General features: G+C 71.9%; 22 protein-coding genes. 15 read left to right on the top strand and 7 right to left on the bottom strand.

What is annotated here, in order from left to right; all coding sequences use genetic code 11:
- Window positions 1-2 precede the first annotated feature (2 nt).
- Window positions 3-1,481, bottom strand: a complete 1,479-nt coding sequence (locus tag RIN75_RS16040; RefSeq protein ID WP_309112721.1) for an FAD-dependent monooxygenase — start codon at window positions 1,479-1,481, stop codon at window positions 3-5.
- A 17-nt stretch (window positions 1,482-1,498) separates the two neighbouring features.
- Between RIN75_RS16040 and RIN75_RS16035 the strand changes: the two genes are divergently transcribed.
- A complete protein-coding gene (locus tag RIN75_RS16035; RefSeq protein ID WP_309112867.1) occupies window positions 1,499-2,251 on the top strand; it encodes a TetR/AcrR family transcriptional regulator in 753 nt (250 codons plus the stop codon).
- A gap of 416 nt (window positions 2,252-2,667) precedes the next feature.
- Here the strand turns inward: RIN75_RS16035 and RIN75_RS16030 are convergent, their stop codons facing one another.
- Together RIN75_RS16030 and RIN75_RS16025 are read right to left on the bottom strand one after the other, a co-directional pair.
- Window positions 2,668-3,153 (bottom strand): hypothetical protein, encoded by a 486-nt coding sequence (locus tag RIN75_RS16030; RefSeq protein ID WP_309112720.1) that lies wholly within the window; start codon window positions 3,151-3,153, stop codon window positions 2,668-2,670.
- A 10-nt stretch (window positions 3,154-3,163) separates the two neighbouring features.
- Window positions 3,164-4,651, bottom strand: coding sequence for a peptidoglycan-binding domain-containing protein (locus tag RIN75_RS16025; protein ID WP_309112719.1), 1,488 nt, complete (start codon window positions 4,649-4,651; stop codon window positions 3,164-3,166).
- Between the two features lie 226 nt (window positions 4,652-4,877).
- On the opposite strand from RIN75_RS16025, the gene RIN75_RS16020 reads away from it, so the two are divergent.
- Window positions 4,878-5,567: a hypothetical protein gene (locus RIN75_RS16020; RefSeq protein WP_309112718.1), complete on the top strand. Its 690-nt coding sequence runs from the start codon at window positions 4,878-4,880 to the stop codon at window positions 5,565-5,567.
- Complete coding sequence (locus RIN75_RS16015) at window positions 5,564-6,403, top strand: hypothetical protein (protein ID WP_309112717.1); 840 nt, start codon at window positions 5,564-5,566, stop codon at window positions 6,401-6,403. Before RIN75_RS16020 ends, RIN75_RS16015 begins: the two co-directional genes overlap by 4 nt.
- 348 nt (window positions 6,404-6,751) lie before the next feature.
- On the opposite strand, the gene RIN75_RS16010 is transcribed toward RIN75_RS16015, so the two are convergent.
- From RIN75_RS16010 to RIN75_RS16000, 3 genes are all read right to left on the bottom strand, one after another.
- Entirely contained in the window at window positions 6,752-7,327 is a 576-nt protein-coding gene (locus tag RIN75_RS16010) for a TIGR00730 family Rossman fold protein (RefSeq protein WP_309112716.1), read from the bottom strand.
- Window positions 7,328-7,405: 78 nt separating this feature from the next.
- Window positions 7,406-8,074 carry an SMI1/KNR4 family protein gene (locus tag RIN75_RS16005; protein ID WP_375295972.1) on the bottom strand — a complete coding sequence of 223 codons (669 nt, stop codon included), beginning with the start codon at window positions 8,072-8,074 and terminating at the stop codon, window positions 7,406-7,408.
- A gap of 117 nt (window positions 8,075-8,191) precedes the next feature.
- Window positions 8,192-9,154 carry a metallophosphoesterase gene (locus RIN75_RS16000; protein WP_309112714.1) on the bottom strand — a complete coding sequence of 321 codons (963 nt, stop codon included), beginning with the start codon at window positions 9,152-9,154 and terminating at the stop codon, window positions 8,192-8,194.
- A 257-nt stretch (window positions 9,155-9,411) separates the two neighbouring features.
- Between RIN75_RS16000 and RIN75_RS15995 the strand changes: the two genes are divergently transcribed.
- The 10 genes from RIN75_RS15995 (at window position 9,412) to RIN75_RS15950 (ending at window position 20,865) form a co-directional block, all read left to right on the top strand.
- Complete coding sequence (locus RIN75_RS15995) at window positions 9,412-12,285, top strand: RICIN domain-containing protein (RefSeq protein ID WP_309112713.1); 2,874 nt, start codon at window positions 9,412-9,414, stop codon at window positions 12,283-12,285.
- A 14-nt stretch (window positions 12,286-12,299) separates the two neighbouring features.
- A complete protein-coding gene (locus RIN75_RS15990; protein ID WP_309112712.1) occupies window positions 12,300-12,590 on the top strand; it encodes a hypothetical protein in 291 nt (96 codons plus the stop codon).
- A gap of 364 nt (window positions 12,591-12,954) precedes the next feature.
- Window positions 12,955-14,280: an MSMEG_0569 family flavin-dependent oxidoreductase gene (locus RIN75_RS15985; protein ID WP_309112711.1), complete on the top strand. Its 1,326-nt coding sequence runs from the start codon at window positions 12,955-12,957 to the stop codon at window positions 14,278-14,280.
- 12 nt (window positions 14,281-14,292) lie between these two features.
- Window positions 14,293-15,108, top strand: coding sequence for an amidohydrolase family protein (locus RIN75_RS15980; RefSeq protein ID WP_309112710.1), 816 nt, complete (start codon window positions 14,293-14,295; stop codon window positions 15,106-15,108).
- A gap of 14 nt (window positions 15,109-15,122) precedes the next feature.
- A complete protein-coding gene (locus RIN75_RS15975; protein ID WP_309112709.1) occupies window positions 15,123-15,635 on the top strand; it encodes an MSMEG_0572/Sll0783 family nitrogen starvation response protein in 513 nt (170 codons plus the stop codon).
- Between the two features lie 9 nt (window positions 15,636-15,644).
- On the top strand, window positions 15,645-16,712 hold the full coding sequence (locus RIN75_RS15970; protein ID WP_309112708.1) for an MSMEG_0568 family radical SAM protein: 1,068 nt from the start codon (window positions 15,645-15,647) through the stop codon (window positions 16,710-16,712).
- Entirely contained in the window at window positions 16,709-18,115 is a 1,407-nt protein-coding gene (locus RIN75_RS15965; protein ID WP_309112707.1) for an MSMEG_0567/sll0787 family protein, read from the top strand. Before RIN75_RS15970 ends, RIN75_RS15965 begins: the two co-directional genes overlap by 4 nt.
- Window positions 18,112-18,957 carry a carbon-nitrogen hydrolase family protein gene (locus tag RIN75_RS15960; protein WP_309112706.1) on the top strand — a complete coding sequence of 282 codons (846 nt, stop codon included), beginning with the start codon at window positions 18,112-18,114 and terminating at the stop codon, window positions 18,955-18,957. Before RIN75_RS15965 ends, RIN75_RS15960 begins: the two co-directional genes overlap by 4 nt.
- A 7-nt stretch (window positions 18,958-18,964) precedes the next feature.
- Complete coding sequence (locus RIN75_RS15955; protein ID WP_309112705.1) at window positions 18,965-19,789, top strand: carbon-nitrogen hydrolase family protein; 825 nt, start codon at window positions 18,965-18,967, stop codon at window positions 19,787-19,789.
- Window positions 19,786-20,865 carry an MSMEG_0565 family glycosyltransferase gene (locus RIN75_RS15950; RefSeq protein ID WP_309112704.1) on the top strand — a complete coding sequence of 360 codons (1,080 nt, stop codon included), beginning with the start codon at window positions 19,786-19,788 and terminating at the stop codon, window positions 20,863-20,865. Before RIN75_RS15955 ends, RIN75_RS15950 begins: the two co-directional genes overlap by 4 nt.
- A gap of 83 nt (window positions 20,866-20,948) precedes the next feature.
- Here the strand turns inward: RIN75_RS15950 and RIN75_RS15945 are convergent, their stop codons facing one another.
- A complete protein-coding gene (locus RIN75_RS15945) occupies window positions 20,949-24,227 on the bottom strand; it encodes a BTAD domain-containing putative transcriptional regulator (RefSeq protein WP_309112703.1) in 3,279 nt (1,092 codons plus the stop codon).
- 93 nt (window positions 24,228-24,320) lie between these two features.
- Here RIN75_RS15945 and RIN75_RS15940 point away from each other — a divergent pair, with 93 nt between their 5' ends.
- Both RIN75_RS15940 and RIN75_RS15935 read left to right on the top strand, forming a co-directional pair.
- Window positions 24,321-25,331 carry an NADP-dependent oxidoreductase gene (locus RIN75_RS15940; RefSeq protein ID WP_309112702.1) on the top strand — a complete coding sequence of 337 codons (1,011 nt, stop codon included), beginning with the start codon at window positions 24,321-24,323 and terminating at the stop codon, window positions 25,329-25,331.
- Complete coding sequence (locus tag RIN75_RS15935; protein WP_309112701.1) at window positions 25,328-25,900, top strand: NAD(P)H oxidoreductase; 573 nt, start codon at window positions 25,328-25,330, stop codon at window positions 25,898-25,900. The genes RIN75_RS15940 and RIN75_RS15935 overlap by 4 nt, the downstream gene beginning before the upstream one ends.
- The last annotated feature ends 233 nt before the right edge of the window (window positions 25,901-26,133 follow it).

Genomic DNA, 26,133 nt, shown 5'->3' with positions numbered 1-26,133 from the left:
CCTCAGGGTTCGCCGAACCACCGGCGCGCGGCACGCTCGAACTCGTGGTCGTCGACCCAGGCGACGACGCCGTCAGGCCGGATCAGCAGTGCCCCGAACCCGAGGTCGTCGTCCACCGGCCCGGTCGCGTAGCGCAGGGACTCCCAGGCGGTGGCCGTGGTGCGCAGGCGCTGGTCGTCGGTGAAGTCGAGCACGACGCCCCGTCCGTCCCGCAGCAGGTCGCCGAGGCGGGTGCCGTCGCGGAACCGGAAGTCCGGGGCGGTGCGGCCGATGAGCTGGTGGTCGCTGCCCAGGTCGTAGCGGATCAGTCCGGAGGTGTTGCGGAAGACGTGGGTGGTGCCGTCGGGGGTGTCGAGGAGGTCGTGGACCAGCCGCCGCAGGGCCGGTGCGTTGGGTCCGGGGTTCATCGCGGCGACCTGCGCGCGTGACCAGTCCAGGGTCGCCGCGCCGACGGGATGGCGCTCCGCGGTGTAGGTGTCGAGCAGGTTCTCGGGCGCGGTCCGGCGGATGGTGGCGGCGAGTTTCCAGCCGAGGTTCAGGGCGTCGCCGATGCCGAGGTTGAGTCCCTGGCCGCCGAGCGGGGAGTGGATGTGGGCCGCGTCCCCGGCGAGCAGGACGCGGCCGTTCCGGTAGGTCGTGGCCTGCATCGCGCGGTCGGTGAAGCTCGTGGCGAGGTGGACCTCGCTCAGCGTCGCCTGAGTGCCGGAGACCCGACGCAGGACCGTTTGGAGATGGTCACGGGTCAGCGGCTGCGAGCGGTCGAACGCGGCCCCGTCGAAGTCCATCATGCCCAGATGGCCCTCGAAGGGCGTCCGCAGGTACATGCCGGTCGGCGTCGGGTTGAAGCCCATGTCCAGTTGCTGTGGGTTTTCGAAGCTGACATGGGCGACGTAGCCGGTGAACAACGGCTCGGTGCCGACGAAGTCGAAGTTCGCGAGTCGACGTACCGCGCTGCGCCCGCCGTCGCATCCCACGAGCCAGCGCGCCGCATGATCGCGTCCACCGGCCCGCACAAGGACGCTCTCACCGCCTTGGGTCACGGCGTCGACGGCAGCACCCCGCAGGATCTGCGCACCGAGGGCAGTCGCCCGCTCCTCCAACACCGTCTCGACCGCTTCGAGGCTGGTCATGAAGCCCTCCATCGCCGGCCCGGGCAGCCGGTACTCGACAGCGGAGGCGTGGATGTTGGCCGCGTCGAGCCGCATACCCGCGAAGTGACTCACGGCCCGAGGCAACACCTGAGACTCTGTACCGACGTTGTCGACGCCGGACGCCTTCAGCAGCGACTCCAGCATCCCGCGCCGGTGGAACGCCTCAACCGACCCGGCGTTCAGGCCCCGCAGGCCCAGCGGTAAGGCCTTCAACGGCGAGGTCGGCTCGTGGTCCCGCTCCAGCACCAGGACCGAGCAGCCCGCCGGCGCGAGCTCACCGGCCAGGAACAGGCCCACCGGACCGGCCCCCGCGATCACGACGTCGAACACGGCTCCTCCACAGTTTGGTGCATCGCTCCAATTTTGGAACAGTACTCCAACTTGGAGCGGTGTTCCAAAGCTGGCAGGATGGCGGCATGGCCTCGCAGACCCGTCAGTCACAGCGCCGCAGGCAGGTGCTCTCCCGCGAGCGCATCGTCGAAGCGGCCATCGAGCTGCTGGACACCACAGGCGAAAGCGCGCTGACGGTCCGGATGCTGACGGAGCGCCTTTCCACCGGCTCCGGCGCGATCTACCACCACGTCGGCACCATGAACGACCTGCTGGAGGCCGCGTCGGACACCGTGATCGCCAACGCGCTGGCCGTACCGCCCGCCGCAGACACGCCCGAGGACGAGATCCGCGCCGTCGCACTGGCCCTGTTCGACGCAGCCACCGAACACCCCTGGCTCGCCGCCCAACTAGCCGCGCAGATCACCCGCAACCCCTGGGGATCGGTGACGCTGCGCATCTTCGAGAGCTTCGGCCGACCGATGCGCGCACTGGGCGTGCCGCAACCCGACTGGTTCACCACGACATCGACCCTGGTCCACTACTTCATCGGCGCCACCACTCAAGGCCCGCACGACGGGGGGAAACCCGAACGCGCCGAGTTCCTCGACACCGCGTTCGAGGCATGGCAGAACCTCGACCCCGACGACTACCCGTTCATCACAACCATCGCCGCCCAGATGCGCGACCACGACGACCGCCGACAGTTCCTCACCGGCATAGACCTGGTCCTCAAGGGCATCGTCGCCCGGGTCGATCACGCCGCCTAACGCACAACGCGGACCAGCGAGTTGAAGTCGCGCATCCGATCACACGAAATCCGCAATAATCGTATCGGCCGTTCAAACAGCCGCTGCGCCGTCATCCGTGAACTCGCTGTCGAGGAAACCCACGATGCCGACTCGCAGACCGCCATCGCCCACCTGCGAGATGTCGTTCCCGACCGCGACGCGGACCACGCACGTCGAACCTGGAAAGCGCTCATCGACGCGGCCGGGCGCGTGGCCAGACTTCGCGGTGGATGGCACCTCGACGGGGTGGCAGGCCGAACTGCAAGCCGAAGGCATCACCCTGACCCGCGACACGGAGGCAAGCGACGCTGCCTCGCACACGGGGACCAGCGTGACCCGAGGAAACGTCGGCGGTTGATCACAATCCTGACGATGGCGGCCACGGGGCGGACCGATCAGGGACGTTCGACCAGTCGGTCTGTGGTCCGGCGGGTCGCCATGTACTCGGCGAGGTCGCACGGCGCGAACAGACTCAGCCGCAGCAGTTGCCCCTCTGGCCCGACGAACAGGGCGATGCCCCGGTCCGGGTGGACGTGGACCCCTTCGGGGACGTCGAGCACGTCCCACCGGAAGTCCAGCAGTGCGGCGGGTTCGCCCAAGGCGGCGGTGAGTTCGGGAAGCGTGGTGGCGAGCACGGGCAGCGTGGCCTCGATCAGCACGAGCCGGGTGTCCTGCCGCCACGCCTTCAGGTGCTGCGGATAGCCCTCCGCCAGGTGAACCCGGTAGTAGGCGATCTCGTTGGCGCTGCCCAGCAGACCCCGGGCCTCGGCGTCGGTCAGGCGGGGGAAGCGGGCGTCGAAGTCGGCGTACCGCGCGTCCCGGGGAAGTCCGCGCCAGTCGCGGAAGTCGCGCGTGGCAACGGCGTCCCAAACCTCGCTCATCGGGCGGTCCTCACATTCGGATGAGGTCGGTGCGGCCGAGGAAGAACGCGGCCATCGCGTTGCGGACGCCGATGATGCCCACGGCACGCTCGGCGTTGATCCATTCATCGTAACGAGCGGGAGGCGGGATCGGGTGGGCGGTCGGGTTGGCCGCGTCGTGGAAGGTGCCCTCGATGTGCGCGCGCAGCGCCGTGTCGAAGGTGAGACCGTCCCAGACCATCTTCGCGAAGTAGTCCGTCATCCCCTCGCGCAGCACGAACCCGCCGCGCTGCGCCGCCTGCGCCTCCCGGAACGTCACGTGGGTCGGGTGTTCGAGCGTGTGCACGTACTCGTGGATGACGGTGGAGAACAGCCGCCACAGGATGTTCCGGTTGGCCGCCGCGGTCGGGCCCCGGTACCGCTGGAGGTTGATCTCGCCGCCGCCCGCGGAGGCCGGCCAGTTGCGGTGGATGGCCAGCAGTTCGGCGCGGCGGGCCGCGATGACCGCGGTGCGGATCGGGGCGATCAGCGCGGCTTCGGCGGCCCGGCTCTGCACCGCGCCGTGCTGCCGGTCGATCTCCTTGATGTCGTCCTCGCCTTGCAGGAGCTTGTCGACCCGCCACGCCGCCGCCGCGTCGGCCGCGGCCGGCGAGGCGGCGATCTCGGCGCTGCGGACGTCGAACTGGTCCCGGATGTTGAGGCCGAAGGCCAGCGCCGGGCCGGTCTGGTACCGGCCGAAGACGGCGTCGGTCACGGCCTTGGCCCGCCCGGCGACCCGGTCGATCTCGGCCGCGCCCATCAGGTTGGCGGGTGTCCGCGGCGGGCGGGACGTGACGAGGCGGGTGTGCTGAGCGGTGATGTCGGCGTTGAGGGCGTCGCGGATGCGGACCTCGTACGGGTCAGGGCTGGAGGCGATGGTCTGGTGGAACGTCGGCAGCGCCCCGCCCGGAGCGCGTTGCTCGGTGGTGACGGCGGCCCGCAGCGCGGCCTGTTCGGCGGGGCTGAGGGCGCGGGTGCCGTCGGTCAACGCCCTGGTCGGGTCGGTGGCGATCGCCCGTTCCGGTGCGTGGCCGAGGAAGTGCTGGTCGAGCAGGTCCATCGTCGCCGCGTTGAGGACCCCGTTGGCCGCCGCGCCGGTCATGCCCTTGGCGGTCTGGAACGCCCGCACGGCGTCACGGGTGCGCGGCCCGAACTGCCCGTTGACGGTCGACGCGAACGCCGCGTCGGCCAGGGCCTGCTGGAGGATCGTGACGGGCAGGCCGGTCGCGCCCCGCTGGAGGGTGCGCTCGCCGTCGTACACCGCTTCCAACGTCACGTTGCCCTTGAACCGGTTGCCGCGCAGGTCGTGGCCGTCACCGACGGTCCGCTGCACGAGCGCGCCAACCGCCGAGTTGCCCGCCGCGCCTTGCAGGGCGAGGACCCGTTCGGCCGACACGAACCGGCCGCGCTGGCCGTCCTCGCCCTGGCCGTCCTTGCGCTGAGCGGACCGTGCTACGGCCGCGGTGCGCTCCGGTGCCACCGGACGCCGATGCTTCCCCCACACAGCGCGATGGTCGCGTGTCGGCGACCGGCCGTGACGGGTCGTGCGTGCGCCCGAAGAGGCACAGAAACCCGCCCGATCGAACGGCACCGCCCGACCCGACACGATCGGGTGCAAATCGTCACCCACACGTGTGCAGTCAGTTCTGCGGATGGTCACGACTAGGACGATTGGAGCACCTCTCCTCACCACCTAGGAGGCGCAGATGGCTGAGATCGTGCCTGACGCAGAAGCAAGACCTCCTGATCCGCTCCCCCCACCCGGCCTGTTCAGCGCCGACATCCCGAACCTCGGCCCGGTCATCGATCCGCCCTTCGTCGACGTGCCGGACTTCCGGCAGTACCTGACCCCGGCGGACACCAGACCGGTCGACTACGAGTCGCTCGAACCCCGAACCGGCGACGAGGGCCGCCGCCAAGCGGTGGACGCGGCCCTGTCCTCCGACAGGATCACCGGAAAGCTCGACGGCAAGCGCTACGAGGTCCTGGAGGTCGGGACCCAAGCGCTGGACCGCCAGACCGACTACCCGCTGGTGATCATCTACAACTACACCGACAACGTCGTCGTGGAAGCCACGATCGACCCGGTCCGCAGAGCGGTGCACGAGGTGCGGGAGGCGCGCTACCAACCGCCCCTGGCCGCCTCCGAGCAGAGCCAGGCGCTGGAACTGGTCCGCGACGACGGTCGGTTGTCCGAGGCGGGCATCGACGTCGCCACCGGTGTGGGCCTGATCGTCGAGGACGTGAACTTCCGGAGTCGGCGCTACGAGCACCGGCTCGTCGACCTGCGCTTCGGCCCCGCGAACCGCTACCTGCCCACCGCCTTCGCCATCGTCGACCTCAGCGACCGCGAGGTCGTCAGGACCGGCCTCGTCGCGCAGGAGGGATCGTCATGAGCGTGTCCGGGCGGGTGAGTTGGCCACCCGAGGCTCCGGTCTGGACGTTCCTGTGGGAACTCGTCGACGGCGACAGCGAGGCCATCGCCTTCCGGGACGTGCGCTTCCGGGGGAAGAAGGTCCTGCACAAGGCGAGCACCCCGATGATCCGGGTCCGCTACGACTCGGGCGCAGGCCCCTACAAAGACCCGCTGAGCATCGGCAACATGCAAGGTCCGGTGAAGGTCTACGAGCACAACCAGGGAGGCTTCCGCCACCTGACGGTGGAGAGCTACCACCGCATCGGCAGGTACCACCTGATCAACCGGTGGTTCTTCCGCACCGACGGACACATCCTGCCGCAAATGCACAGCGCCGGGCTCCAGCACCCGTCCACCCACCAGCACCACGTCTACTGGCGGTTCGACTTCGACATCGAGGGCGCGGCGAACAACCTGGCCCTGGCCCACCTCCACGCCACCAGCGATTGGGGTTACGGCCCCGGCTGGCTACCGCTGCGCCAGGAGACATGGCAGGTCACGGCCTCGGCGGACGCGTGGTCGGTCATCAACAAGCAGAGCGGCGCCGGGTACGTCATCAACCGCGGACCGTTCGACCGGCCGTCGGACGCTTTCGAACCCGCGGACATGTACGTGGTCGCCTACCACGGGCCGGAGGACTTGAAAGGACGTCTGGGCACCGCCCACGCGGCCGGGATCTTCGCGCACATCAACAACGAGGACATCGACGGGAAGGACCTCGTGTTCTGGTACATCGCACACCTCCACCACCACTACCACGGCCCCGAGTTCGAATGGCACGCGTGCGGACCGCTTCTATGGGCCCATCGCCTCTAGGGCTCCTTCGAGCGGATCCTGGGATCGGTTGGTGCTCACCGAGGATCTCCGGAGTGGCCTGAACGTCGCGTTGAAACGAGAGCCGGTTCTTGTCGGTGCAGGTCGATCGCGCGGCGCGCAGTGTCATGGTCTGGTTCGAGGTGCTGACCTTGCCCGAGCACGGACCGCCTCCGGCCGACACGCTGGTGGCCCTCACCGTTCGGGGGCTGACGCGTGTGGCGGCGTCGTTGCGGGGGGCGAGGAGGCCGCGGTCACGTGGCAGTCGGGGTGCGGTGGTGGGACGCCATGCACGCGGGCGATGTCCTCACCCATGGTCACGGCATCTTTCCCGGGGTGACGGGCGGGTCACTAACGCAAGGGACCTTCCTCAACCCACTTGTAAGCCGGCGGCCGGTACCCGCGAAAGGCGTCAAGAAGCCGGTCCAGCTCGTCCTCGACCAGGAGCATGTCGCGGTAGGCGGGCTTGAGGAACCCTTCCTCCACCATGTGGTCGACCATCTTCAACAGGTGCCCGAAGTAGCCGTCGACGTCGAGCAGCCCCAACGGCTTGGAGTGCAGACCCAACTGTGCCCACGTCCACACCTCGAACATCTCCTCCAACGTCCCCGCCCCACCCGGCAACGTCACAAACGCATCCGCCAACCGCGCCATCAACGCCTTGCGCTCATGCATGTCCGCCACCACATGCAACTCGCTCAAGCCCCGGTGCGCGACCTCCCAATCCACCAGACTCTGCGGGATCACCCCGATCACCGTCCCACCGGCCGCCAACGCCCCATCCGCCACCGCCCCCATCATGCCGACCCGCCCACCGCCATAGACCAGCTCGATCCCCCGCTCCGCCAACCCACGGCCCACCGCCGAAGCCACGTCCAAGTGCCTCTCCCGACCACTGGACGACCCGCAGAACACACACACCCTCATACACGCACAGTAGGACTCAGCCTCCCCTGTCGGGCTATGAACGCTCACCCGAACCAACTGATCGAGTGACCGCCGCTGTCAGGTGCTCCGACGCCACTCCAGGCACCGGTCTTCCACCGTCGGGACGTACGGGGAAGCACGAAAGCCATGAGGACGGGCCTGCTCGACGTAGGAGCGCAGTGCGGGAGATCCGGTGTGCAGCGCGTTGGCGATGTCGGTGAGCATGTCGGTCACGTTGTCCCATGACGGGGTGACCCGGCTGCCGTCGTCTCGACTCCAGTACTGGACGCAGCCGTGCCGCCGACCAGGTCGCAGGTCGACGAAGAGGTGGTCACCGGTGCCGAGCGCCGCGATCGGCACGAAGGTCGTCAGGAACACGCCGGAACACGTGCCCGTCTCGTCGACCGGGTCGGCGGTCCGTTCCGGAATGGGGCCCACGAGGCGTCGCCGCGCCTCCAACGCGTCCTTGGCCGAGCACGGTTCGAAGTACGGCGGCAGCAGTTGGGTGCGCCCGTCCGGCAGGCCGGAGCCGTCGCACAGCCGCCACCAGGTGACCAGGTCCACGGGCAGCGGGGTCGGAACATCTGCCGCGCGGCGGCGTCGAGGGTGACGTCGGTGTTCTTGCCGAAGACCCGGCTGCCGCGGCTCGGCGAGTCGGCGTGGTGGTCGTCCGCGACCGCCAGGGTGCCGACCTGGCGCAGGTCGTTGCCGTTGCCGGACAGGTCCTTGAGGGAGTCGTACCGCCAATAGGCGACCGTGCCCTCGATGACGACGTCCCGAACCGGACGCTGCGGGCGCACCGGCACCGGGGCGAACCCGGCGAACCGCCGCGCGAAGTCGATCGGCACGCTGAACCGGTCGACGTCACCGGTGCGCTCGATCTCCACACGCTCCAACGCGTTCGTCGACTTCTTGCCGAGCAGCCACGGCGAGAACGTGCGCACGTCGATGACGTCGCGCGCCAGGTCGAAGCGGTAGAGCCGGATCATCCCGCTGCCGCCGTAGTAGCGGTCCTGGTAGTTCGTGATGTGCACGTGCACGTCGTTGCACGCCGCGTTGCGCATGACGGCGCGGCCGGGCGGCCAGAAGTGGCCGTTGAATCGTGAGGAAGACCTGGTCGTTGTCCTTGATCAGCTCGTCCCACAGGCGGCGGCCGTAGCCCGAGAACGCGGCCTGCCCGGCGTCGTCCGCGTGGACCAGTTCGTGCGTGGTGAGGACGACCGGCAGCGTCGGGTGCTTCGCGAGCACGTCGCGCGCCCAGTCGAAGCCCTTCGCCGACATCCGCCAGTCCAGTGCGAGCACCAGCCACTCCCGGCCGGCTGCCTTGAACACGTGGAAGCTGTTGTAGCCGTCCGCGCTCGCACCCCGGAACGTCGGCGACTGGCGGAAGCGGTGCGGGCCGAACTCGTCCAGGTACGGCGTGCGGCCCCGCTGGTCGTCGGTGCGCGGGTCGAGGTCGTGGTTGCCCGCGAGCACGCTGTAACCGACCCGCCGCCGGTCCAACACCCGAAACGACCGGCCGATGTCCTCGATTTCGCTTTTCAGGCCGTTCTCGGTGAGGTCGCCGAGGTGCGAGATGAACACGATGTTGTCGGACGCCGCGTGGTCGAGCAGGTAGCGCAGCGACGCGTCGAGCGGCGCGGAGTCGCCCCGGTCCCGGTCGAACAGGTACTGGGTGTCCGGGATCACCGCGATGGTGAACCGGCCGAGGTCCGGGTCCGGCCGGCCGCCGCGCTCGACGCGGGGCTCGGCGAGGGCCGGCACGGACACCAGGCCAGCCGCGGCCGCACCCCCGGTACCCAGCAGAAACGTGCGACGGGTCGCCATGGCGTGGGATGTTGGGCACGCTCATGTAACGAGCGGCGAACCGCACGTTAAGCGCGCCCACCGGGCACACGTCCGATGTGGACGACCATCGAGACATCCCATCACTCCGTCGGTCGTGGAACGCATCTGATTCAAGGGCCGGCCGCTAGATGTCCGGTATCCGCCATATAACCGAAAAATCCGCCGACCCACTGGACACCTCGGCGGCGCGCGCCCAAAAATCCATCCCATGTCCGACGGACAAGGGAGTTCGCGTCATGGACACCTCCTTCGAGCGCAGGAGATTCCTCACCTTGGCGGCGGTCACCGCCGGTGCCGCCCTGCCCGGGGTCCTGCCGCCCGGCCGGGCCGGCGCGGCCCCACCGCCGCAGGTGACCCTGCCGGAGCGCGGCATCTTCGACACCACCCCGGCGTCGTCGTGGACCGACGGGTTCCTCACCGGCAACGGCGAGTACGGCGCGGTGCTGCACGGCGCGCCGGCCCTGGAGAAGGTGATCTTCAACCACCACCGCTTCGTGCTGCCGAACGGCACCCGCAACACCACCCCTCCGGTGCTCTCCGGACGACTGGAAGCGGCGCGGGACAAGGCACTCGCGGGTGACTACGCCGGGGCCAACCGCGACTTCGCGGCCGGCTGGACGTTGCGCTGGACCCAGCCCTACCACCCGGGCTACGAACTGCGGATCGCCACGCCCACCACGACGGCGAACGACTACGCGCGCATCACCGACTTCCGCACCGGCGAGGTCACCTCGACCTGGACCGACACCCACGGCACGTGGACCCGGCGGGCCTTCGCCTCCCGGGCGGACCGGGTGGTCGTGCACGAACTGCTGCCGGCGCCCGGCCGGACCATCGACACCACCCTCAGCGTGGAGCCCGCGTTGGACGGGGTGCCCGGCAGCATGGGCTACACGATCCTGACCAGCGTCGACGGCGGCTCGGGTTACCTCAACCTGCGCGGCACCTACCCGGCGGGACAGGGCGCCTTCGGCTACGAAGGTGTCACCCGGGTCGTCCACACCGTCGGCGCGGTCCGCGCCGACGGCGCCACGATCGTCGTCACCGGGGCCACCCGACTGCTGCTGCTGACCAAGCTCGACCGCTACGAGTCGTCGACCGCGTGGAACTCCCGACCGCTGCACGCCGCCCTGGCCGGGCTCGGCACCGACTACGCCGCCCTGCTCGCCCGGCACACCGCGCTGCACACCGCCGTCTACGACCGCTCCCGCCTGGACCTCGGCGTCCCCGCCGCCGACCGCGCGCTGTCCACCGCCGAGCTGATCAGCCGGCAGAACGGGCGGCGGGACGTCATCGACCTCGCCCTGCTGGAACGGCTCTACGACTCGGGGCGGTACCTGTTCCTCAGCTCCAGCGGCGTCCTGCCGCCGCGGCTGACCGGCATCTGGACGGGCAGTTGGAACGCCGCCTGGGCGGGCGACTTCACCACCGACGCCAACGTCAACCTCCAGGTCGCGGGCGGCAACATCCTGGACATGCCCGAGGCCATGCGCGGCTACTTCACCCTCGTGCTGGGGCAGCTGGACCACTGGCGCACGAACGCGCGGAACCTCTACGGCGCGCGTGGCTTCCTCGCCCCGTCCCGCACGGACGGCGAGTACGGGCACATGCTGCACTTCAACGGCAGCGACTTCCCCGGCCACACCTGGACCGGCGGCGCGGACTGGCTGCTGTACCCGTTGATCGAGCACTACGAAGTCACCGGTGACCACGCGTTCCTCCGGGACCGGTTGGGGCCCGCGCTGATGGAACTCGCGCTGTTCTACGAAGACTTCCTGACCCGCAGGGACAGCACCGGCAAAGCGGTCTTCGTGCCGTCGTTCTCGATGGAGAACAGCCCCGGCAACACCGGCGTCGCCCTGTCGGTCAACGCCACCGGCGACATCATGGCGGGCAAGCACGCGTTGCGGGCCGCGATCGCCGCGGCCGAGGCCCTCGGCGTCGAGCAGGGCGCGGGCCAGGGCGTCCAGCGGTGGACAGCGCTGCTGGCCGCGATGCCCGACTACCGGGTCAACGGCGACCGGGCGCTGGCCGAGTGGTCCTGGCCGACGCTGACCGACCGGTACGACCACCGGCACGTCCAGCACCTGTACGGCGCGTGGCCGCTGCACGAGATCAACCCGGAGGAACGGCCGGACCTCGTCCTGCCGGCGTTGCGGGCGCTGGACGTGCGCGGCGACCAGAACGTCTCGGCCCACGGCAGCCTGCACCGGGCGTTGGCGGGCGCGCGGCTCAAGGACGGCGACCTCGTCTACAGCAACCTCCGCAAGATCCTGGGCCGGGACATGCTCTTCCGCAGCCTCATGACCTCGCACAACCCGGACCGGCACATCTACAACGCCGACGCGGCCAACGCGATCCCCGGTGTGCTCGCCGAGGCGCTGCTCTACAGCCGGCCCGGGGTGCTGGAGATCCTCCCGGCCGTGCCCGAGCAACTGGCCAAGGGCACGATCACCGGCGTGCGCGCCCGTGGCCGCATCCAGGTGCACAGCCTCACCTGGGACCTCGCGGCGCGGCGTGCGACGCTGTCGCTGACTTCGGCCGTCGACCAGCAGGTCACGCTGATCAGCCGGCGCGGGATGACGTCGGTGACCACCCCCGCCACCGTCGCGCCGTCCCCGCTGGGCGCCCACGCCAGGCAGGTCGCGCTGGTCGCGGGCCACCGGACCGACATCACCGTGGCCCTGATGACCGGGTGGTACCGGTTCGTCGGCAGGCACAGCGGCAAGGTCCTCGACGTCGCCGGCGGCAGCGGTGCCGACGGCGCCAAGATCGTCCAGTGGGCCTGGTCGGGCAGCGCCAACCAGCAGTGGCGGATCGCGCCCAACCCCGACGGCACCGTCCGCCTGGTCGCGCGGCACAGCGGCCTGGTGTTGGACAGCCCCGGTGGATCCGGCCAAGGCGCCCAACTCGACCAGTGGCGCGACACCCGCTCCGACAACCAGTCGTGGCGGCTCGTCGACGCCGGCTCCGGCTACGTCCGCATCGTGAACGCACGCCACGGCCTGTGCGTCGACGTGGAGGGGGCGTCGACGGCCGACGGCGCCCGGGTCGTCCAGTGGCCGGTCGGCGGTGGCGCGAACCAGCACTGGCAGGCCGTCCCCCTGTGACACGATCGTCCACAGTGGACTCTCGCGGCCTGATCACCCCGCACCTTGGGCACCGCACAAGGACGTGCGGCCGGCAGGTTTCTCGGCCTGCTGGATCCGCGCGCGGACCTGGTCAGCACCCGCCGGTTGGCCAACGCTCGGTCCGGCTGACCCTCGTCGGTGAGCAACTGCGCGCCGACCTGCTGCCCGCGTTCCGCACCCTGCGCGAGGGCATGGCGCGGGCGCGGCCGGCGGCCGAGGGCAAGACCGGTGTGCTGCGGGTGGGGATGCTGCCGGGCAACGCCCACGACCTGCGACCGTTCTGAGAGGCCTTCCGCGTCCGGCCTGCGCTGGGCCCTGGCGTGGCGCGCGGACGCGGAGACCGCGACGGTCCGCGGACTGGCCGACGTGGTCCGCGATCTCGACCCCATGCGCCCGCCCTGACCGCATTTCCGCGGCGCGGGCGGCCGTTCGTCGGCACCACCGGACCGCGACCACCCCAACGGCGCAACGGGATCACCCACCGCGGTGGGGTGCGGTCAAGGTAACGTCGCGGCGTTCCGGATGAAACACCTCCGACATCGATCGGCGCTGTACTTCATCCGTCTGATCGCATCCCGCCGAAGCGGTGCGGACTCTTCGAGACCCCTTGTCCGACGCGGAATCCGCGCTGTCCGAAGGGATCGAACGGTGGTCGAGCGCGACGAGTTGGACGGCACGCACCTCCCTGTGGTGGTCGTGGGCGGGGGTCAGGCCGGGTTGTCGATGAGCCACCGGTTGGGTGCGCGCGGCGTCGAGCACGTGGTGCTGGAGAAGGACAGGGCGGGTGGCGAGTGGAGTTCGCGGCGGTGGGACTCGTTCTGCCTTGTCACCCCGAATTGGCAGTGCAAGCTGCCGGGGTTCCCTTACTCCGGCGACGATCCGGACGGGTTCATGGGGCGCGACGAGGTCGTGGCCTACCTCCGCGACTACCGGAGCTCGTTCGGACCACCACTGCTCGAAGGAGTCGCCGCCACCCGGCTTCGCCGCACCGGCAAAGGATTCCAGCTCACCACGACCAGCGGCGCCCTGACCGCCGACCACGTCGTCGTGGCCACCGGGCCGTACCAGGTGCCGCGGATCCCTCGCCTGGCCGAACGGCTGCCCGAAGACATCGCCCAAGTGCACTCCTCGGCCTACCGCAATCCCGAACAGCTCCCCGACGGGGAAATCCTGGTCGTCGGCAGCGGGCAGTCCGGGGCCCAGATCGCCGAAGACCTGCACCTGGCCGGTCGCCGGGTGCACCTCGCGGTCGGCACGGCACCGCGGGTCGCCCGCTTCTACCGGGGAAGGGACGTCGTCGCGTGGTTGGACGAGATGGGCTACTACCGGCGCGGGATCGACGAATTCGACGACTCGGACGCGGTGCGGTTCCGGGTCAACCACTACGTCACCGGGCGCGACGGCGGGCGCGACATCGACCTGCGGGCGTTCGCGCGGGACGGGATGCGGTTGCACGGCAGGCTCATCGGCGTCGAACGGGGTGTGCTGCGGTTCGCGAACGACCTCAAGACCAACCTCGACCACGCCGACGCGGTGTCCGAGGGCATCAAGGACTCCATCGACGCCCACATAGAGCGACAAAAGATCGAAGCTCCGCAAGAAAAGCGTTACACACCAGTGTGGTTACCGCCCGACGAACCCGGAGACGTCAAAGCGGCAACGCTTTCCGCCGTCGTGTGGGCCACCGGGTTCGGCACCGACCACCGGTGGATCGAGGTGCCGGTCTTCGACGGACGGGGCTACCCGACGCACGTGCGCGGCGTGACCAGCTGCCCCGGCCTGTACTTCCTCGGCCTGCCCTGGCAGCACACCTGGGGCTCGGGCCGGTTCTGCGGTGTCGGCGACGACGCCGAGCACCTGGCCCGCGAGATCACCCGACCGCGGGCGGCGGCCGAGGTCCGCTGGATCGCGGGCACCCGCACCGACACCTGGCCCCGTGACGACGACTGGACCGCGCCGCGCACCGTGGCCTGACCGGAGGTGACCATGGTCTTCGACGCGCACCGGCACCTCGGCGTGCTGCCCGCCCACCCGTTCTACGGCGGCCCGCCCGTGCGCCCCGACCGCAACGCCCGCGCCACCATCGCCGACCTGATCGCCGACCTCGACGCCGAGGGCACCGAACGCGCCCTGGTGATCCCGAACTACGGCGTGCCCGACCCCGCGATCGCGTTCTCCTTCAACGAGTTGTGCGTGGAGGCGGCGAACGTCGACGACCGGGTCCGGGCCGGGCTGTGGGTGTCGCCGCTGAGCCGCGACAACGACCGCACCGAAAAAGCGTTGCGGCTGGCGGGCGAGCCGGGGGTGCGGGCGCTGAAGTTGAGCTTCCTGCTCGGCGGCAGTCCCACCGACCCGGCGTGCCGCCCCGGCCTCGACCGGATCTTCGCGGCGGCGGCCGAGCACGACCTCGTGGTGCACGTGCACACCTCGCCCGGCGCCGCGTCCGACGTCGACGAGGTCGGTCACCTCGTCGACTGGTACGCCGACCGGGTCGCGGTGCACCTGGTGCACTTCGGCGGCGGTGCGAGCGGGCACATCAAGCTGGCCGGCTCGCGCTTCTTCGACTGGATCGACCGGGGCAAGCGCGTCTACACCGACCTGTCGTGGGCGATCGGCTTCGCGCCGCGCTGGCTCGCCGACGAGATCGACAAGCGCGGCACCGGGCACGACCGCGTCCTGTTCGCCAGCGACGAGCCGTGGGGCGACCACCCCGGCGAGTGCGCCCGCCTGCGCGCGGCGGTCGGGGACGGCGAACTCGCCGACCTCGTCTTCCGCGGCACGTTCGAAGAACTCTACGGCTGACAAGAGGAGTCGAGATGGCCGACCTGACCGAACTGGAGAAGCAGAGCCTCGACGAGATCCCGCACCCTTCGCTGCCCGAGGGCTCCTCCCTCTACGGCGGCACCAAGGTGTTCCCCGACTACCAGGCCGAGGACGGGGAAACGTACTTCACCCTCGTCCACGGCATCGCGCACGAGTCGTCGGTGAGCTTCGTGGCGATCCTCCAGGCGACCCGCGCGCTGCGGAAGGGCTTCGAGTCGGCGATCTACTTCTACGGCCCCGGTTCGCTGAACTGCCTGGCCACCCGCGGCTTCCCGACCACCGGCAACGCCGCGTTCCCCGGTGAGCTGAACATCAACGACCAGCTCAAGACGTTCATCGCCGAGGGCGGCAAGGTGTACTGCTGCCGGTTCGGCCTGTCGCTGCACGGCGCGCGGGAGGAAGACCTCATCGAGGGCGTCATCCCCACGCACCCGCTGGACGTGCAGGACGCGTTGATCCACTACGCGCGCAAGGGCGCGGTCATCAACTCCACCTACATGTTCTAGGGGGTCGTCGTGCGCGTTGGCACTGGGAAGTACACGGCGAGGGTCGGCATCGCCGTGGACGGCGTGCGGGTCGACGCACCCGTTCACCGGCCGCAGGGCGCGGGGCCCAGCGACGACGGGCACGTCCTGGTCGACGGTGCCAACGCGGCACTCCCCCGCAACCCCCACAGCCCCTACGAGGTCCGGGACGGCAAGATCTGGCACGGCGCGGTGGACACCGGGTTGTCGCTGACGGTCGTGCGCCGGCCCAAGTTCTACGACCTGGTGACCGCCGACGGCATACCTTACGAGCAGATCGCCCGGTTGCACGGCAAGGACGTGCTCGCCACGACCGTCGTGCAGACCTGCATCCGGTACGGCGAGGACCAGCGGTGCCGGTTCTGCACGATCGAGGAGTCGCTGCGGTCCGGCGCGACGGTCGCGGCCAAGACGCCGGCGCAGTTGGCCGAGGTCGCGGCGGCGGCGGTCCGGCTCGACGGCGTCCGGCAGATGGTGATGACGACCGGGACCACCGCCGGTCCCGATCGCGGTGCCCGCAACCTGGTGCGCGCTGTTCGGGCAGTGCTGGAAACCGTGCCGGGGCTGCCGATCCAGGTGCAGATAGAACCGCCGGCCGACCTGGGCGTGCTCACCGAGCTGAGGGATGCGGGCGCGACGGCGATCGGCATCCACGTCGAGTCGTTGGACGACGAGGTCCGCCGCCGGTGGATGCCCGGCAAGTCGACCGTGCCGCTTTCCGAGTACTGGGCGGCGTGGGACGAGGCGGTGCGGGTGTTCGGGTGGAACAAGGTGTCCACCTACCTGCTGATCGGTCTGGGCGAGGAGGCCGATTCGATCGTGGCGGGCGCGGCGGCGTTGATCGAGCGCGGGGTGTACCCGTTCGCGGTGCCGTTCCGGCCGATGGCGGGCACGTTGGCGCGGCGGGACGGCGTGACGGGGCCGTCGGTGGAGTTGGTCGCCTCGGTGACGTCCCGGATCGCCGAATTGCTGCGCGCGGCGGGGATGACCGGTGCCGGGCAGGAGGCCGGGTGCGCGGCGTGTGGCGCGTGCGGTGTGTTGCAGGCGGCGGGCGGATGATCGCCTTCGACGGACCGTCCCGGGCCGCCTCCGAGGTCGTGGCGCTGCTGGGCGAACGGCCGGTGCGGCCGGGGTTCCGGATCGAACAGGCGGACGACCTCACGGCCTACCGGGACCTGCGCCGGCTCGTGTTCGTCGAGGAGCAGGAACTGTTCGCCGGAACCGACCTGGACGAACACGACGACGATCCGCGCACGGTCGTGCTGGTGGCGCGCGACGACGACGGCCGCGTGCTGGGCGGGGTGCGGCTGCATCCCGCCCGGGTCGACGAGCCGGACATCGGCTGGTGGCAGGGCGGGCGGCTGGTCGTGGACCCGGCCAGTCGCGGCACGAGCGGGGTGGGGCCGGCCCTGGTGCGGGCGGCGTGTGCCCGTGCCGAGGCCGCCGGGGCGTTGCGGTTCGACGCGACCGTGCAGGCGCGCAACGAGGCCCTGTTCACCCGGCTGGGGTGGGCGCGGGTGCGGGACGTCGTCGTAGCCGGGCGTCCGCACGTGTTGATGCGGTGGCCGATCGGGCGCATCGCCGCGCTGGTCGCCGCCACCAAACGCGACCTTGGGCGCCTGCTGCACGGACTGGCCCCCGGTGGCGCGGGCTTCGTCGGGGACGACGGCGCTCCCGTGCCCGGCAGCGATCTCGTGGCGGCGTGCGACGCGATCGTGCCGTCGATGGTGGAGCGCTCACCGGAGTGGGCGGGGTGGTGCTCGGTCCTGGTCAACCTGAACGACCTGGCCGCGATGGGCGCCGAACCGGTCGGGCTGCTGGACGCGATAGGCGCGCGGGACGTGTCCTTCGCGTCCAGAGTCCTCAGTGGACTCCGCATGGCGTGCACTGCCTATGACGTGCCGGTTCTCGGTGGGCACACGCAGTTCGGCGTGCCCGCCGCGCTGTCGGTCACGGCGCTGGGGCGGACGGCACACCCGGTGCCGGCCGGTGGCGGGAAGCCTGGGCATCACATAAGGCTCACCGCCGACCTGGGCGGTGGGTGGCGGGCTGGTCACCAAGGCCGCCAATGGGATTCCACGTCCACCCGCCGCACGCCCGAACTGCGCGCGATGCTCGGCTCGGTGGCCGCCGCACGCCCCAAGGCCGCCAAGGACGTGTCCATGGCCGGTGTCGTCGGCACGCTCGGGATGCTCGCCGAGGCCAGTGGCTGCGCCGCCGTGCTCGACGTGGCGGCGGTGCCGAGGCCGCGTACGGCGACGGTGGGTGACTGGCTCACCTGCTTCCCCGGCTTCGCCATGCTCACCGCCGACGACCCCGGTGCCCCGGCTCCGCCCGCCGGCCCGGCCGAGAGCGCGCTGTGCGGTGCACTGGTCGGCGGGCGCGGTGTCGCGCTGCGCTGGCCGGACGGAGACGTCACCGACGCTGTCACGGACGCCGTGACGGGAATGGGGCTCGCATGAGCGTCCTGCGCGTGGCCGCCGTGGCGGCTCCGTTCGACCGCGACCTGGAGGCCGACTTCGGCCGGATTGCCGAGTTGGTCGAGGACGCGAAGGCGGCCGGGGTGGGTCTGCTCGCGTTGCCCGAGGCGTGCCTGGGCGGCTACTTGTCCACTTTGGACGGCGGCGCGGACAGTCCGCCCGCGTTCGCGTTGGACGGCCCGGAGATCGGAAGGTTGGCGGCGCTGGCCGGCGACCTGGTCGTCACCGCCGGGTACTGCGAACTGGCGGACGGCGTGCGCTACAACAGCGTCGTCTGCGTGAGCGGTGACGGTGTGCTGGGCAACCACCGCAAGGTGCACCAGCCGTTGCGGGAGAACGCCAGCTACGGCGCGGGTGACCGGTTCGCCGCGTTCGACACGCCGGTCGGCCGGGTCGGCATGATGATCTGCTACGACAAGGCATTCCCCGAGTCGGCCCGCGCTCTGGCGCTGGACGGCGCGGAGATCGTGGTGTGCGCGTCGGCGTGGCCGGCCAGTCGCACGAACCCCGCGGCCGACCTGGCGCAGGACCGGTGGACCCGCCGGTTCGACCTGTTCGACCGGGCGCGGGCGTTGGAGAACCAGGTCGTGTGGGTGTCGGCGAACCAGTCCGGCGAGTTCGGCGCGCTGCGGTTCGTGGCCAGCGCCAAGGTGGTCGACCCCGGCGGTGACGTGCTGGCGACCACCGGGGTGGCGGCGGGCGTGGCGGTGGCGGAGATCGACGTGCCGGCGGCGCTGGCGGCGGCCCGGCGGTCGATGGGGCACCTGCGGGACCGCCGACCGGAGGCCTACCAGCCGCTGGACGACGGCCTGGCCCGGGCATGATGCACGCGTGAGCACCCTTCGCATCGGGGCCGCGGCGGCGGCGTTCGGCCGCGACCTCGACTTCGACCTGCGCCGCATCGGCACGCTGATCGACCACGCCCGGCAGTCCGGCGTGGGCCTGCTGGTGCTGCCCGACGCCGCGCTCGGCGGCTACCTGGCCGACCTGCGGCACCCGGACCCCGACGCGTTGCCGCCCGCGTTGGAGCCGGACGGTCCGCTGATCCGGGAGGTGGCGCGGATGGCGGCGGAGATGGTGGTGTGCGTGGGGTACTGCGAAGCCGACGGCGACGACCGGTACAACAGCGCGGTGTGCCTCAACGGCGATGGCGTGCTCGGCAAGCACCGGAAGGTGCACCAGCCCGCGGGCGAGTCGGTGGCGTATCGGGCGGGCGAGGAGTTCACCGCGTTCGACACGCCCGTCGGCCGGCTCGGGATGCTCATCGACTACGACAAGACGTTCCCGGAGGCGGCCCGGTCGTTGGCGCTGGACGGGGCGGAGATCCTGGCGTGCCTGTCCGCGTGGCCCACCAGCATCACCAACCGCGCGCCGCGAATGGCGCAGGACCGGCAGTCCCGGCTGTTCGACCTGTACGACTGCGCGCGGGCGGCGGAGAACCAGGTCGTGCTGGCGTCGTCCAACCAGACCGGGGCGTTGGGCGGGATGAAGTTCCTGGGGCAGGCCAAGGTGGTCGGCCCGGGCGGGGAGGTGCTGGCGCGCACGTGGTCCAAGGCGGGGATCGCGGTGGCGGAGGTCGATCCGGCGGCCGAGATCGCCAAGGCGCGCCGGGTGCTGAGCCACCTGGCCGAGCGGAAACCGGCGGCGTACGCGTGAAGGTGGCGCTGCTGACGTACTCGTCCAAGCCGCGCGGCGGGGTGGTGCACACGTTGGCGTTGGCGGAGGCGTTGGCTTTCGCGGGCGCGGACGTGACGGTGTGGACCTTGGGGCGGGGCGGGGACACCGGGTTCTTCCGGCCGGTGGACCCGCGGGTGGCGGTGCGGGTGGTGCCGTTCCCGGAGGTGGAGGGCGAGGAGGTCGGGGCGCGGATCCTGCGGTCGATCGCGGTGATGCGGGAGGCGTTCGACCCGTCCGGGTTCGACGTCGTGCACGCGCAGGACTGCATCAGCGCCAACGCGGTGGACGTGTGCGTGCGCACGGTGCACCACATCGACCACTTCACCACGCCGGAGCTGGCGGCCTGCCACGAGCGGGCGATCACGACGCCGGTCGCGCATGTGTGCGTGTCCCGGGCGGTGGCCGGGGAGTTGGCGGACGGGTGGGGCATCGCGGCCGAGGTGATCCCCAACGGGGTGGACGCGGCGCGGTTCGCCCGCGCGCGGCGGCAGGGCTGGGAGCACTTGGGGCGGTACGTGCTCGCGGTGGGCGGGATCGAGCCGCGCAAGGGGTCGATCGACTTGCTGGAGGCGTGCGCTTTGTTGCGGGCCCGGCACCCCGATGTGCGGTTGGTGGTGGCGGGCGGGGAGACGTTGTTCGACTACCGCGACTACCGGGCGCGGTGGGAGGAGCGGGCGAGGGAGCTGGGGGTGGAGCCGGTCGTGCTCGGGCCGGTGGACCACGACGCGCTGCCGTCGTTGGTGGCGTCGGCGGCGGTGTTCGCGTTCCCTTCGACGAAGGAGGGGTTCGGTCTGGCGGCGATGGAGGCGCTGGCCGCCGGTGTGCCGTTGGTGGTGCGGGACCTGCCGGTGCTGCGGGAAGTGTTCGACGGCGCGGCGCGCTTCGCGGTCACACCGGCGGAGTTCGCGGCGGCTCTGGGCGACGCGTTGGCCGACAACGGGTCGTTTCTCGAAGCCGGCAGGGCACTGGCGAACCGCCACACGTGGGCCGAGGCGGCCCGACGCCACCTCGCGTTCTACCGGTCGTTGTTCGACCGGGGTGTTCTCCAGCGCTGACGGCCGACCAGGCCGCCGAACCTGGTGACAGCCGGAAGAGTGTCGACAACCGGATCGACTGACATCCATGGAGTGGTTCCAGATCAACTGGCAGGGGTCCTAGGCGCTTTCGCGTCGGCGAACGCTCGTGCTTGAGGTGGGGTCAGGTTGGTGCCGCGGGTGAAGTGTTCGGGGAAGTCCGGACCCAGGGCGGCGCGGGCTTTGGCGGTGATGCGGTCTACGTCGCCCCGCTCGGCCTCGGGCAGGGGTGCGCAACGGGAGCGGCGGGCGGTGTCGGCCGCGCCCAGCAGGACAGCGGCGGTGGCAGGGTGGCCGGCCAGGGCGTGCGCGCCGGCCAGGCCTTCCAGGGCCAGCGCCAGGGCGCGGGGGTCGGCGGTCCGCTCGGCTGCCGCGTAGCCCTGGCGCTGGAGGTCCAGCGCGGTCGCGGGGTCGCCGCGCAGTTCGGCGATGAAGCCCAGTTCGGCCAGCACGAGGGCGTTCGCGCCGTCGAGGCCGACCTGGTGGTGCCAGCGCAGGACGGCGCGCAGGTGGGTTTCGGCGGTGTCCAGCTCGCCCGCGCGGCGCGCGCCCAGGCCCAGGCCCAGCACGGCGTTGACCTCGCCCGCCCGGTGGCCGTGCGCGGCGGCCAGGTCGCGGGCCTGTTCGTGCAGGATGCGGGCGGTGGCGTGGTCGTGGCGCAGCAGCGCGATGCGGGCCAGGCCCGCGGTCAGGTCGGCGACCTGGGTCCACAGGCCGAGCCTGCGCGCCAGGACCACGCCCTCGCCCAGGCGCGCGCCCGCCTCGTCGTAGTCGCCCAACACCTCGGCGCGCATCGCGAGCGGCATCACCGTGCGCAGCCTGCCCCACTGGTCGCCCAGCTCGGTGAACAGCTCGGCGCTGCGCCCACCGTCCTCGGCGACGCAGTCGAGGTCGCCGCGCAACAGGTGGACGGTGGCGCGGTCGGCCAGCGCCGCGGCCTCGCCCCACCGGTCACCCTCGGCGCGGAAGTCGTGCAGAGCCGCCTCGACGAGCCGTTCACCGGCGGCGAGGTCGCCGATGCAGCACAGGGCGTGCCCCAGGAACCAACGGGACCGGGTGTCGGGCTCGCGGGCGAGGGCGTCGGCGATGCGGCGCGCGCGGTCGGCGCCGTCGCCGGTGAGCACGGCGATGCCGGTGCGCCACGCCTGCGCGGACGGCGACGCCACGGGCGCCAGGGTGCGCAACGCCTCGCCGAGCCGTCCGCGCAGCACCCAGTGCCAGACCAAGGCGTCGGCGAGGCGGGCGGCGTGCGCGGGGTCGGCGTGGGCCAGCGCGGCGTGCATGTTCGCGGCCTCGGTGTCGAGCAGGTCCAGCCAGCGGCCCTGTTCGGGGCCGCGCAGGCGGGCGCGTTCGGCGTAGGCGGTGTAGTGCTCGACGTGCCGGCGACGGGCCTCGTCCAGCTCGCCGGCCTCCGCCAGGCGCTCGACGCCGTAGGCCGCGACGGACTCCAGCAGCCGGTAGCGCGGCCCGTCGCCGACCACGACCAGTGACCGGTCCACCAGGCGGATCAACGCCTCCAGCACGTCGTCCACCGCGCTGACGTGCTCGGCGGCCTCCACCGTGCAGCCGTCGGCGTGGACGGCGAGCCGGCTCAGCACCCGGCGCTCGGTGTCGGTGAGCAGCTCCCAGCTCCAGTCCACCACCGCGCGCAGGGTGCGGTGGCGGGCGGAGGCGTCCCGGTAGCCGTCGCGCAGCAGGCGGAACCGGTCGTCGAGGCGGTCCAGCACGCCGCGCACGCCCAGCGCCCGCACCTTGGTGGCGGCCAGTTCGAGGGCCAGCGGCAGGCCGTCGAGGCGGCGGCACAGGGCGGTGACCGCGTCGTCGTCCAGCGGCACGCCGGGCGCGACGGCGGCGGCCCGTTCGGTGAACAGGCGCACGGCGTCCGCCTCGGGCAGCGGCGGTACGGGCGCCAGCACCTCGCCGGCGATGGCGAGGGGTTCGCGGCTGGTGGCCAGGACGCGCAGGCCCGGTGCGGCGTCCAGCAGGTCGCGGACGAGGGCGGCGACCTCGGCCATGACGTGCTCGCAGTTGTCGAGGACGAGGAGGAGGCGGCGGTCACGCAGGGCGTGGCCGATCCGGTCGACGAGGAGGACGGGATCGAGGCCCCAGGTGCCGTCGTCGCGGACGTCGAGCGCGGCGGCGACCACGTCCAGCGGGGTGCGGGGGCCGGTGAGGTCGGCGAGGCGGACGCCGTCCGGGAACCGGGCGCGGCGGCCGACCTCCAGCGCGAGGCGGGTCTTGCCTACGCCGCCGGGGCCGACGAGGGTGACCAGCCGGTCGGTCGCGAGCCGGTCACCGACGTCGGCCACGAGGTCGGCCCGGCCCACCAGCGGGGTCGCCGGAACCGGCAGAGCGCTCACGACCACCGGGCCGGACACCGCAACGGGGCTGGTCGGGCCTGTGCCGACGGTCGGGCCGGTCGGGCCGCCGGCGGTGGTCAGGCCGGTAGCGGGTGCCGGGCCGGTAGCGGCGGTCGGGTGGGCGGGCGGCGCAGGCGGGCCGGCTGGGGCAGGCACGGCTGGGCCGGGTACGGCCGAGGCGGGCGCGGGTGGCGCGGGCGTGGGCGCGGGCGTGGGCGCGGCCGGGGCGGGCGTGGGTGGGGCGGCTTCGGCGGCGTCCTGGGTGAGGATCGCCCGGTACAGGGCGGTCAGGTCGGGGCCGGGGTCGACGCCCAGGTCGTCGGCGAGGCGGCGGCGCAGCTCCTCGTAACCGGCCAGGGCCTCGGCCTGCCGGCCCGACCGGTGGAGGGCGCGCAGGTGAACCGCGCGCAGCCGTTCCCGCAGCGGGTGCCGGGCGACCAACTCCCCCAGCTCCGCGGGCAGGGCGGCGTGGTCGCCCAGCGCCAAGCGGGTCTCGGCGTGGTCCTCCAGCGCGGTCAGGCGGGCCTCGTCGAGGCGGGCGACGACCGGCCGGGCGAACTCGTCGTCGGCGAAGTCGGCGAACGCCGGTCCCCGCCACAGCGCGAGCGCGTCGGCCAGCAGCTCGGCGCGCCGCGGCAGGTCGTCGGCGCGGCGGGCCCGCCCGGTCAGGGCGGTGAACCGGTCGGCGTCCAGGTCGGCGTGCACCACATAGCCGGGGGCGAGGGGCCGCACCAGCTCCCGGCCGCCGGGTTCGGCGTCCTCCAGCGCCCGGCGCAGCTGCGCGACCTTGGCCTGCACCGCGCGCACCGGGTTGCCCGGCGGCCGGTCCGGCCACAGGGCGTCCACCAGCCGGTCCACCGACACCGGGCGGCCCGCGTCGGCCAGCAGCACGGCCAACACCAGCCGCACCTTCCGCTCCACGACGCGCACCGGCGTGCCGTCCGCCGCACGGATCTCCAGCGGACCCAGCACCCCGAAACGCATGCCGCCCACGCTAGTCCGAACAGAACCCGAGCCGGATCCGAACCGGCGGTCAGCAGTGTGGATCACGTCGCAAGCACAACAGGAGGAAACGACATGACCCGCACGAGCCGCGAAGTCCGCCTGGCCGCCCGCCCCGTCGGCGAGCCGGGCGCGGAGCACTTCGACCTGGTCCGCACCGAGGTGCCGGGACTGCGCGAGGGCCAGGTCCTGGTGCGCAACACGTGGATGTCCGTGGACCCCTACATGCGGGGCCGCATGGACGACACCCCGTCCTACATCCCGCCGTTCGAGCTGGGCGCGCCGTTGGAGGGCAGCGCGGTCGGCGAGGTCGTGGAGTCCACTTCGGACGTTCCGGTCGGCGCGGTGGTGACGCACTTCCTGGGCTGGCGCGAGCACGCCGTGCTGGACGCCGCCGCGGTGACCGTCGTGGACACCTCGACCGCTCCCCCGCAGGCCTACCTGGGCGCGCTGGGCACGCCGGGGCTCACCGCGTACGCGGCGCTGACCCGCGTGGCTCCGGTGCGGCCCGGTGACGTGGTGTTCGTCTCCGCGGCGGCCGGCGCGGTGGGCAGCGTCGCCGGTCAACTGGCCCGCAGACTGGGCGCGGCACACGTGATCGGCTCGGCCGGCGGCCCGGTGAAGACCAAGAAGCTGGCCGACTTCGGCTACGACGCCGCGATCGACTACCGCGAAGGCGACCTGCCCGGGCAGTTGGCGACCGCCGCGCCCGACGGCGTGGACGTCTACCTGGACGCGGTGGGCGGCGACCACCTGGAGGCCGCGATCGGCGCGGCCCGCACCGGGGCCCGCATCGCCCTGGTCGGCGCGATCGCCCAGTACAACCTGACCGAGCCGCCCGCCGGCCCGCGCAACCTCTACGAGGTGGCCAAGAAGGAGATCTCGTTGCGCGGCATGCTGGTCACCTCCCACTTCGACCTGTTCGGCGAGTACGTCGGGAAGGCGGCGGGGTGGCTGGCGGACGGGTCGCTGCGCACCGAGGAGACCGTGGTGGACGGCCTCGAACGCGCCCCCGAGGCGCTGCTGGGCGTGCTGCGCGGCGCGAACACCGGCAAGATGCTCGTGCGCCTGGCGGGCGACCGGTGAAGGCGCTGCTCGTCGTGGCCCACCCGCGCCGCGACTCGCTGACCGCGCACGTCGCCGACCGGGCACAGGCCCGGTTGGCGGCGGCCGGCGCCGAGGTGGACGTGCTGGACCTGCACGCCGAGGGCTTCGACCCGCGCATGACCGCGGAGGACGAGCCGGACTGGTCCGACCCGGGCAAGTCCTACTCCCCCGAGGTCCGCGCGCACATGGCCCGGGTCCTGGCCGCCGACCTGGTCGTGGTGGTCTTCCCGGTGTGGTGGTTCGGGCCGCCCGCGATCCTGAAGGGCTGGATCGACCGGGTGTTCAACCACGGCTTCGCCTACGGCCCGTCGCGGTTGGGCGGCAAGCGGATGCGGTGGATCGGGCTGGCCGGGGAACCGGAAAACGAGTTCGCGCGGCGCGGGATGTCCGGTCTGCTGGAACTCCAACTGCGGGACGGGGTGTCGCGCTACTGCGGCATCGAAGACGCCGAACTGACCGTCCTGCACGGCACGCTCACCCGCGGCGACCTCCGCCCCCTGCTCGCCGAAGCCGACGATCTGGTCTCCAACCTGGTTTCTTCCCGGTAATCGGTTCGAGAGGCGCAGCAACCTCTACGAATACCATCTGGTCCGGCTCCCAGCAGCGCAAGGACACCCGAAGGAGGTCCTGCTGACCCTGCAACGGGAAGGCTCGGAGAAGCGGCGTCGGGATGCGCTCAGGGGCGCCAAACCCGGCAGCCGGGTGGGCAAAGCCCGGCTACGACCGGAACGAGTACCCGTTCGCCGTCAGCGGGCAGGGCGGCGGGGACGGGAAGCCGACA

The organism is Saccharothrix sp. (genome assembly GCF_031180885.1).
Lineage (GTDB): Bacteria > Actinomycetota > Actinomycetes > Mycobacteriales > Pseudonocardiaceae > Actinosynnema.
Note: the sequence above shows the minus strand (reverse complement) of the source record. Positions and strands in the feature narration are given on the sequence as shown.

Bases quoted from the DNA above. Each gene is read 5' to 3' on its own strand.
- RIN75_RS15975 (WP_309112709.1), top strand. From the start codon at position 15,123: ATGGCCGACCTGACCGAACTGGAGAAGCAGAGCCTCGACGAGATCCCG.
- RIN75_RS16020 (WP_309112718.1), top strand. From the start codon at position 4,878: ATGGCTGAGATCGTGCCTGACGCAGAAGCAAGACCTCCTGATCCGCTC.
- RIN75_RS15960 (WP_309112706.1), top strand. From the start codon at position 18,112: ATGAGCGTCCTGCGCGTGGCCGCCGTGGCGGCTCCGTTCGACCGCGAC.
- RIN75_RS16000 (WP_309112714.1), bottom strand. From the start codon at position 9,154: ATGGCGACCCGTCGCACGTTTCTGCTGGGTACCGGGGGTGCGGCCGCG.
- RIN75_RS15965 (WP_309112707.1), top strand. From the start codon at position 16,709: ATGATCGCCTTCGACGGACCGTCCCGGGCCGCCTCCGAGGTCGTGGCG.
- RIN75_RS15945 (WP_309112703.1), bottom strand. From the start codon at position 24,227: ATGCGTTTCGGGGTGCTGGGTCCGCTGGAGATCCGTGCGGCGGACGGC.
- RIN75_RS16010 (WP_309112716.1), bottom strand. From the start codon at position 7,327: ATGAGGGTGTGTGTGTTCTGCGGGTCGTCCAGTGGTCGGGAGAGGCAC.
- RIN75_RS16030 (WP_309112720.1), bottom strand. From the start codon at position 3,153: ATGAGCGAGGTTTGGGACGCCGTTGCCACGCGCGACTTCCGCGACTGG.
- RIN75_RS15940 (WP_309112702.1), top strand. From the start codon at position 24,321: ATGACCCGCACGAGCCGCGAAGTCCGCCTGGCCGCCCGCCCCGTCGGC.
- RIN75_RS15995 (WP_309112713.1), top strand. From the start codon at position 9,412: ATGGACACCTCCTTCGAGCGCAGGAGATTCCTCACCTTGGCGGCGGTC.
- RIN75_RS15980 (WP_309112710.1), top strand. From the start codon at position 14,293: ATGGTCTTCGACGCGCACCGGCACCTCGGCGTGCTGCCCGCCCACCCG.
- RIN75_RS16015 (WP_309112717.1), top strand. From the start codon at position 5,564: ATGAGCGTGTCCGGGCGGGTGAGTTGGCCACCCGAGGCTCCGGTCTGG.